Annotated in this window: 7 protein-coding genes, 3 tRNA genes and 1 pseudogene; all 11 read right to left on the reverse strand. The window is 68.3% G+C overall.

Translation table 11 applies throughout. The features are described 5' to 3' along the window. Positions 1 to 119 (reverse strand): GTP-binding protein (locus C7444_RS19755; RefSeq protein ID WP_043420540.1); only part of this gene is annotated, 119 nt, incomplete at its 3' end. Positions 120 to 166: 47 nt separating this feature from the next. Beyond that, positions 167 to 241: transfer RNA gene (locus tag C7444_RS19760), tRNA-Thr, on the reverse strand. Positions 242 to 315: 74 nt separating this feature from the next. Then, positions 316 to 389 (reverse strand) — tRNA-Gly (locus C7444_RS19765). Between the two features lie 54 nt (positions 390 to 443). Beyond that, positions 444 to 529: transfer RNA gene (locus tag C7444_RS19770), tRNA-Tyr, on the reverse strand. Positions 530 to 618: 89 nt separating this feature from the next. Continuing rightward, positions 619 to 1,341 (reverse strand): uracil-DNA glycosylase, encoded by a 723-nt coding sequence (locus C7444_RS19775; RefSeq protein WP_375136947.1) that lies wholly within the window; start codon positions 1,339 to 1,341, stop codon positions 619 to 621. A gap of 17 nt (positions 1,342 to 1,358) precedes the next feature. Then, positions 1,359 to 2,147: an indole-3-glycerol phosphate synthase TrpC gene (gene trpC, locus C7444_RS19780; protein WP_110402579.1), complete on the reverse strand. Its 789-nt coding sequence runs from the start codon at positions 2,145 to 2,147 to the stop codon at positions 1,359 to 1,361. Between the two features lie 16 nt (positions 2,148 to 2,163). Beyond that, on the reverse strand, positions 2,164 to 3,198 hold the full coding sequence (trpD, locus tag C7444_RS19785; RefSeq protein WP_110402580.1) for an anthranilate phosphoribosyltransferase: 1,035 nt from the start codon (positions 3,196 to 3,198) through the stop codon (positions 2,164 to 2,166). A 17-nt stretch (positions 3,199 to 3,215) separates the two neighbouring features. Next, positions 3,216 to 3,782 carry an anthranilate synthase component II gene (locus tag C7444_RS19790; RefSeq protein ID WP_110402581.1) on the reverse strand — a complete coding sequence of 189 codons (567 nt, stop codon included), beginning with the start codon at positions 3,780 to 3,782 and terminating at the stop codon, positions 3,216 to 3,218. A gap of 12 nt (positions 3,783 to 3,794) precedes the next feature. Beyond that, positions 3,795 to 5,282: an anthranilate synthase component I gene (gene trpE, locus C7444_RS19795; RefSeq protein WP_110402582.1), complete on the reverse strand. Its 1,488-nt coding sequence runs from the start codon at positions 5,280 to 5,282 to the stop codon at positions 3,795 to 3,797. A gap of 369 nt (positions 5,283 to 5,651) precedes the next feature. After that, on the reverse strand, positions 5,652 to 6,317 hold the full coding sequence (gph, locus tag C7444_RS19800; RefSeq protein WP_211317612.1) for a phosphoglycolate phosphatase: 666 nt from the start codon (positions 6,315 to 6,317) through the stop codon (positions 5,652 to 5,654). A 58-nt stretch (positions 6,318 to 6,375) separates the two neighbouring features. Continuing rightward, positions 6,376 to 6,511 (reverse strand): annotated as a pseudogene (locus C7444_RS19805) (ribulose-phosphate 3-epimerase); the annotation flags it as partial.

Here is a 6,511-nt window from a genome sequence, read left to right on the forward strand (position 1 = left end):
AACTTGGCTGCCAGCACGGTGGTGATGGCCGCCGTCAGGGTCGTCTTGCCGTGGTCCACGTGACCGATCGTGCCGACGTTGACGTGCGGCTTGGTACGTTCGAACTTTTCCTTAGCCATGTTTCAAGCTCCCGGCTGCGACCAAACAATGATGACGACTAAAAGTGTGGTGCCCATGGCGCGGATCGAACGCGCGACCTCTCCCTTACCAAGGGAGTGCTCTACCACTGAGCCACATGGGCATCGATACAGGCTTGCACACGGGATGCACAAACCTGTACCGACGACATCTATCAACCAACACAGCACCTGACACTGGAGCGGGAAACGGGAATCGAACCCGTGTCATTAGCTTGGAAGGCTAAGGTTCTACCATTAAACTACTCCCGCTTACACATGCATCACCGCCTCATTTCAGCGAAGCAGCGACCGGCAGGGTTCGCATGGTGGAGAGGGCTGGATTCGAACCAGCGTAGGCGTTAGCCAGCAGATTTACAGTCTGCCCCCTTTAGCCACTCGGGCACCTCTCCACAGCGAGCCATCTACTTTAACGGAGAGCTTTCAGAATCGCAAGCACTTTGTTGAGTATTTCTTGTGGTCTTTGGCCCGAGCACCGTTTTCACAGCGCCCAGTCGACCGGAGCCCGGCCGGCAGAGCACAGGAAGGCATTGGCGGCACTGAAGGGCCGGCTGCCCAGGAATGGCACGGGCGCACGCCTGGCCGCCAGCGGTGACGGATGGTTGCTCTGCAGGCAGAGGTGCCCCCCCTGCCCGGCCTGATCGATCAACGCCCGCTTGGCCTGCGCATGCGCGCCCCACAGCATGAACACCTTGGGCACCGGGTCACGGGCCACCCGCTCGACCAGCGCGTCGGTCAGCTCGCTCCAGCCCCAGCGGGCATGGCTCGCGGGCTGATCCTGCTCGACCGTCAGGCTCGTGTTGAGCAGCAGCACCCCCTGAGCCACCCATGGCAGCAGGCTGCCGGAGGCGGGCGCCGCCACACCCAGGTCGGCCTGTAGCTCCTGCCGGATGTTGCGCAGGCTGGGGGGCACCCTCACCCCCGGCGCGACCGAAAACGCCAGCCCCTCGGCCTCTCCGGGCCCGTGGTACGGGTCCTGCCCGAGGATGACCACCTTCACCTGCGAGGGCGGCAGGCCCTCCAGGGCCCGCAGCGGGCGATCCGGGAACACCACGACACCCCGGGCCACCCGCTCGTCGATGCGCCGGGCCAGCGCCTGCCCGACGGGGCTGGCGGCAAAGCGCCCCACCACGTCGGCCCAGGCCGGTGCCGCCGCGTCGAACACGGCCGCCAGCGGGCTCGCCAGCCGGTTGCCAGGCGCCACCTCGAACAGGCCGCCGTTCACCGGAACAGTTCGCCGAGCGCCACGCCAGGATCGGCCGCCCGCATGAAGGCTTCGCCGACCAGGAAGGCATGCACCCGGGCCGCCCGCATGCGCTGCACGTCGGCCGGGCCAAGGATGCCCGATTCGGTCACCAGCAGGCGGTCCGCAGGCACCTCGTCAAGCAGGCCCAGCGTGGTGTCGAGCGTGACCTCGAAGGTGCGCAGATTGCGGTTGTTGATGCCCACCAGCGGCGTCTGCAGGCGCAGCGCACGCCGCAGCTCGTCGCGGTCGTGGACCTCGACGAGCACGCTCATGCGATGCGCCAGCGCCACCGCCTCCAGGTCGGCCATCTGCGCATCGCTCAGGCAGGCCGCGATCAGCAGGATGCAGTCGGCCCCCATCGCCCGCGCCTCGTGCACCTGGTACTCGTCGACCATGAAGTCCTTGCGCAGCACGGGCAGCGCGCAGGCCGCCCGCGCCTGCTCCAGGTACACGACCGAGCCCTGGAAGTACTGCACGTCGGTCAGCACGCTCAGGCAGGCCGCCCCGTGGCGCTCGTAGCTGGCGGCGATCTCGGCCGGACGGAAGTCGGCCCGGATCACGCCCTTGCTCGGACTGGCCTTCTTGATCTCGGCGATCACCGACGCCTGGCCTGCGGCGATCTTGGCACGCAGTGCGGCTTCGAAGCCGCGCACATCGGTGCGGGCCTCGGCCTCGGCGCGCAGCGATGCCAGCGAGCGCCCGGCCCGGGCCCGCGCCAGCTCTTCGTGCTTGGTCTCGACGATCTTCTTCAGGATGTCACTCATCTTGATCCTTCTGATGTCAACTGGCAGCTATTTGCTGTGTCACAGTGACAAATTCATTCATCTTAGCCATCGCTCGACCCGAGGCCACCGTCTCGCGGGCCACCTGCACCCCCTCGGCCAGCGAGCCCGCCACACCGCAGGCATAGAGCGCGCCCCCTGCGTTGAGCAGCACGATGTCGCGCACGGGGCCCTCTTCATCGGCCAGCGCACGCCGGATGCACTGCACCGACTCGTCCCTGCCGGCCACGCGCAGCACCCGCGAGTCGTAGACCGGCAGGCCGAAGTCGGCCGGGTGCACGACGTACTCGTGGATCTGGCCATCCTTGAGCTCGCCGATCATGGTCTCGCCCGACAGCGAGATCTCGTCCAGGCCGTTCATGCCGTGCACGATCAGCACATGCTCGGAGCCCAGGCGCTGCAGCACGCGCACCTGGATGCCGACCAGGTCGGGATGGAACACGCCCATGACCTGGTTCGGCGCGCCGGCCGGGTTGGTCAGCGGCCCGAGGATGTTGAAGATGGTGCGCACGCCGAGCTCCTTGCGGACCGGCGCGGCATGCCGCATCGAGGCGTGGTGGTTGGGCGCGAACATGAAGCCGATGCCACACTGCTCCAGCGACCGGGCCACCTGGTCCGGGTTCAGCGTGATGCAGGCACCGAGCGCCTCCAGCACGTCGGCGCTGCCCGAGCTCGACGACACGCTGCGCCCGCCATGCTTGGCCACGCGCGCGCCGCCCGCCGCCGCGACGAACATCGCCGCGGTCGAGATGTTGAAAGTGTGCACCCCGTCCCCGCCGGTGCCGCACAGGTCGACCAGGCGGGTCCGGTCGGCGACCTGGACCGGCGTGGCGAACTCGCGCATCACCTGCGCGGCGGCGGTGATCTCGCCGATGGTCTCCTTCTTGACGCGCAGGCCGACCGCGAAGGCCGCGATCATCACCGGCGACATCTCGCCGCTCATGATGCGGCGCATCAGCGCGAGCATCTCGTCGTGGAAGATCTCGCGGTGCTCGACCAGCCGGGCCAGCGCGTCGGTGTTCTGAATGCTCATGAGGGGACTCCGCGCGCTCAGCGCATTTCCAGGAAGTTCTTCAGCATGGCGTGGCCATGCTCGGACAGGATGGATTCGGGATGGAACTGCACCCCCTCGATGGCCAGCGTGCGGTGACGCACGCCCATGATCTCGCCGTCGGCGCTGGTGGCCGTGACGATCAGGTCGGCCGGCAGCGTGGCCCGCTCGATCGCCAGCGAGTGGTAGCGCACCACGCTGAACTGCCGCGGCAGGCCGGCGAACACGCCCTGCTGGTCGGTCGTGATGGTCTCGGTCTTGCCATGCATCTGCACCTGGGCACGGACGATGTTGCCGCCCAGGGCCGCGCCGATGCTCTGGTGGCCCAGGCAGACGCCCAGGATGGGCAGCTTGCCGACGAAGTGGCGGATGCTCTCGATGCAGATGCCCGCCTCGGCCGGCGAGCACGGCCCCGGCGACAGCACCAGCCGGTCGGGCTTCATCGCCTCGATCTCGGCGATCGAGATCTCGTCGTTGCGGTGCACCCGCACGTCCTCGCCCAGCTCGGCGAAGTACTGCACGAGGTTGAAGGTGAACGAGTCGTAGTTGTCGATCATCAGCAGCATGTTCGTTCTCCTTCAGAAGCCTTCTTCGACCAGCTCGGCCGCGCGGATCACCGCGCGCATCTTCACCTCGGTCTCCTTCCACTCCATCTCGGGCACCGAGTCGGCCACCACGCCGGCACCGGCCTGCACGTAGAGCGTCTGGTCCTTGATGACCCCGGTGCGGATGGCGATCGCCACGTCCATGTCGCCGGCGAAGCTCAGGTAGCCGACCGCGCCGCCGTAGATGCCACGCTCGCTGATCTCGAGCTGGTCGATGATCTCCATCGCGTGGATCTTGGGCGCGCCGCTCAAGGTGCCGGCCGGGAAGCTGGCGCGCAGCACGTCCAGGCTGCTCATGCCGTCCTTCAGCACGCCCTCGACGTTGCTGACGATGTGCATCACGTGCGAATAGCGCTCGATGCCGAAGGCCTCGGTGACCTTGACGGTGCCGGTGTTGGCGATGCGGCCGATGTCGTTGCGTGCCAGGTCGATCAGCATCAGGTGCTCGGCGCGCTCCTTCGGATCGGCCAGCAGCTCGGTCTCGAGTGCGGCGTCCAGCTCGGGCGTGGCGCCGCGCGGGCGGGTGCCGGCGATCGGGCGGATGGTCACGATCTTCTCGGCCTTGCCGTCGACGGTGCGCGCCTCCTGGCGCACCAGGATCTCCGGCGAGGCGCCGACGATCTGGAAGCCGCCCATGTCGTAGTAGTACATGTACGGGCTCGGGTTGAGCGAGCGCAGCGCGCGGTAGAGCGACAGCGGGTTCTCGGTGTAGCGCTTCTTCAGGCGCTGGCCGATGACGATCTGCATGCAGTCGCCCGCGGCGATGTACTCCTTGGCCTTGACGACGGCGGCCTCGAAGTCCTCCTTGGCGTATTCACGCTCGACCGGATAGGACGTGGCCCGCCGGACCTGTGGCGCGGTGACGCTGTAGCGCAGCTGGTCGGTCAGCTCCGACAGCCGCTTCTGCGCCGAGAAGTAGGCCTCGGGCTGGCGTGGGTCGGCATAGACGATCAGGTACAGGCGCCCCGACAGGTTGTCGATCACGGCCAGCTCCTCGGTCTGCAGCAGCTGGATCTCGGGCGTGTCGATGCCGCCCGGCAGGCGGGTGTCGGCGAGCTTCTTCTCGATGTAGCGCACCGTGTCGTAGCCGAAGTAGCCGGCCAGGCCCCCGCAGAACCGTGGCATGCCCGGGCGCAGCGCGACCTTGAAGCGCTGCTGGTAGCGCTCGATGAAGTCGAGCGGATTGCCCTCGTGGCGCTCGACCACCTGGCCGTCGGTGACGACTTCGGTCACGCCGCGGCTGGCCCGCAGCAGCGTGCGCGCCGGCAGGCCGATGAAGGAGTAGCGCCCGAAGCGCTCGCCCCCGACGACGGACTCGAGCAGGAAGCTCAGGGGCTTGCCCCCGGCCAGCTTCAGGTACAGCGACAGCGGCGTTTCCAGGTCGGCGAACGCCTCGCTGATCAGCGGGATGCGGTTGTAGCCTTGTTCGGCCAGGGTCCGGAATTCAAGTTCAGTGATCACGGTGTGCGCTCCAGGGGCCCACCGGCATGCTCGCGTGTCGATTTCAGGTGCGCGCAGAGGCCGCGGGCCTGGTTGATCGGACCGGCGCCGGGCCCGGTCGGGCCATCGGACACCTGAGACAGCCCCCGGGCGCTCCACGCGCCCTCGGCGGCCAACTTCGGCAGGTCAGGTCGTCAGCGGGCGGGTGAGGTCGAAGACCACCCACGCGCTGCCAGGCGTGGCTTCAGCGACGCCAGGGCCAGGCTCCCCGGTCGTGCGACCCGGTCACCAGTGCAAGACTGCGAACGTTGGTTCGTTTCCGCGAGAGGAACATGATGGCCCGCAGTGTAGCAGCGCCCCTCGGCGCCGCGTCAAGCCGCCACGGCGGGATCAGGACAGCTGGTCGAGGCGATCGAGGTGGCCGTCGGCATCGACGGCACGGATCGGCTGGCCGTGGTTGTAGCCGTAGCTGACCAGCACGACCGGGCAGCCGGCCGCACGCGCGGCCTGGGCGTCGTTGCTGGAGTCGCCCACCATCAGCGTGCGGCCCGGCACGCTGCCCAGCGCCTTGCAGGTCTCGAGCAGCGGCAGGGGATCGGGCTTCTTGCGTGCGAAGGCGTCGCCGCCGAACACGAGGTCGAAAAAGCCGTCCAGCCCCTTGGCCGCCAGCAGCGGCAGCGCGAAGGCGGTGGGCTTGTTGGTCAGGCAGGCCAGGCGCAGGCCGGCCGACCGCAGGCGCTGCAGGCCCTCGACCACGCCCGGGTAGACCTCGGAATGCCGGCCGTTGATGGCCAGGTAGTGGCGCTGGTAGGCCTCCCAGGCGGCGTCGTACAGGCCGGCATCGCCGCCCACGTGGGCCAGCGTGGTGCGCAGCAGGTGCTCGCTGCCCTTGCCGACGGTGTGCGCGACGAAGGCCCGGTCGACGACCGGCAGGCCCAGTTCGGTCAGGGTCAGGCCCAGGGCGGCGACGAAGTCGCCCTGGGTGTCGACCATCGTGCCGTCGAGGTCGACGATGGCGGCATCGATGCGAGGCGGCGCCGAGAGAAAGGTCAGCATGGAAGTCACGTCAGCCAGGTCCGGGCACAGCAGTGTGGAGGGGTAGAGCGTCCGGCCTTCAGCGCGCCAGCTCGCCGCGCATGGACTCGATCACGGCCTGGTAGTCCGGCGCATTGAAGATCGCGCTGCCCGCCACGAAGGTGTCCGCCCCCGCATCGGCCACCCGCCTGATGTTGTCCACCTTGATCCCCCCG

It is taken from the genome of Sphaerotilus hippei (assembly GCF_003201595.1).
Lineage (GTDB): Bacteria > Pseudomonadota > Gammaproteobacteria > Burkholderiales > Burkholderiaceae_C > Sphaerotilus > Sphaerotilus hippei.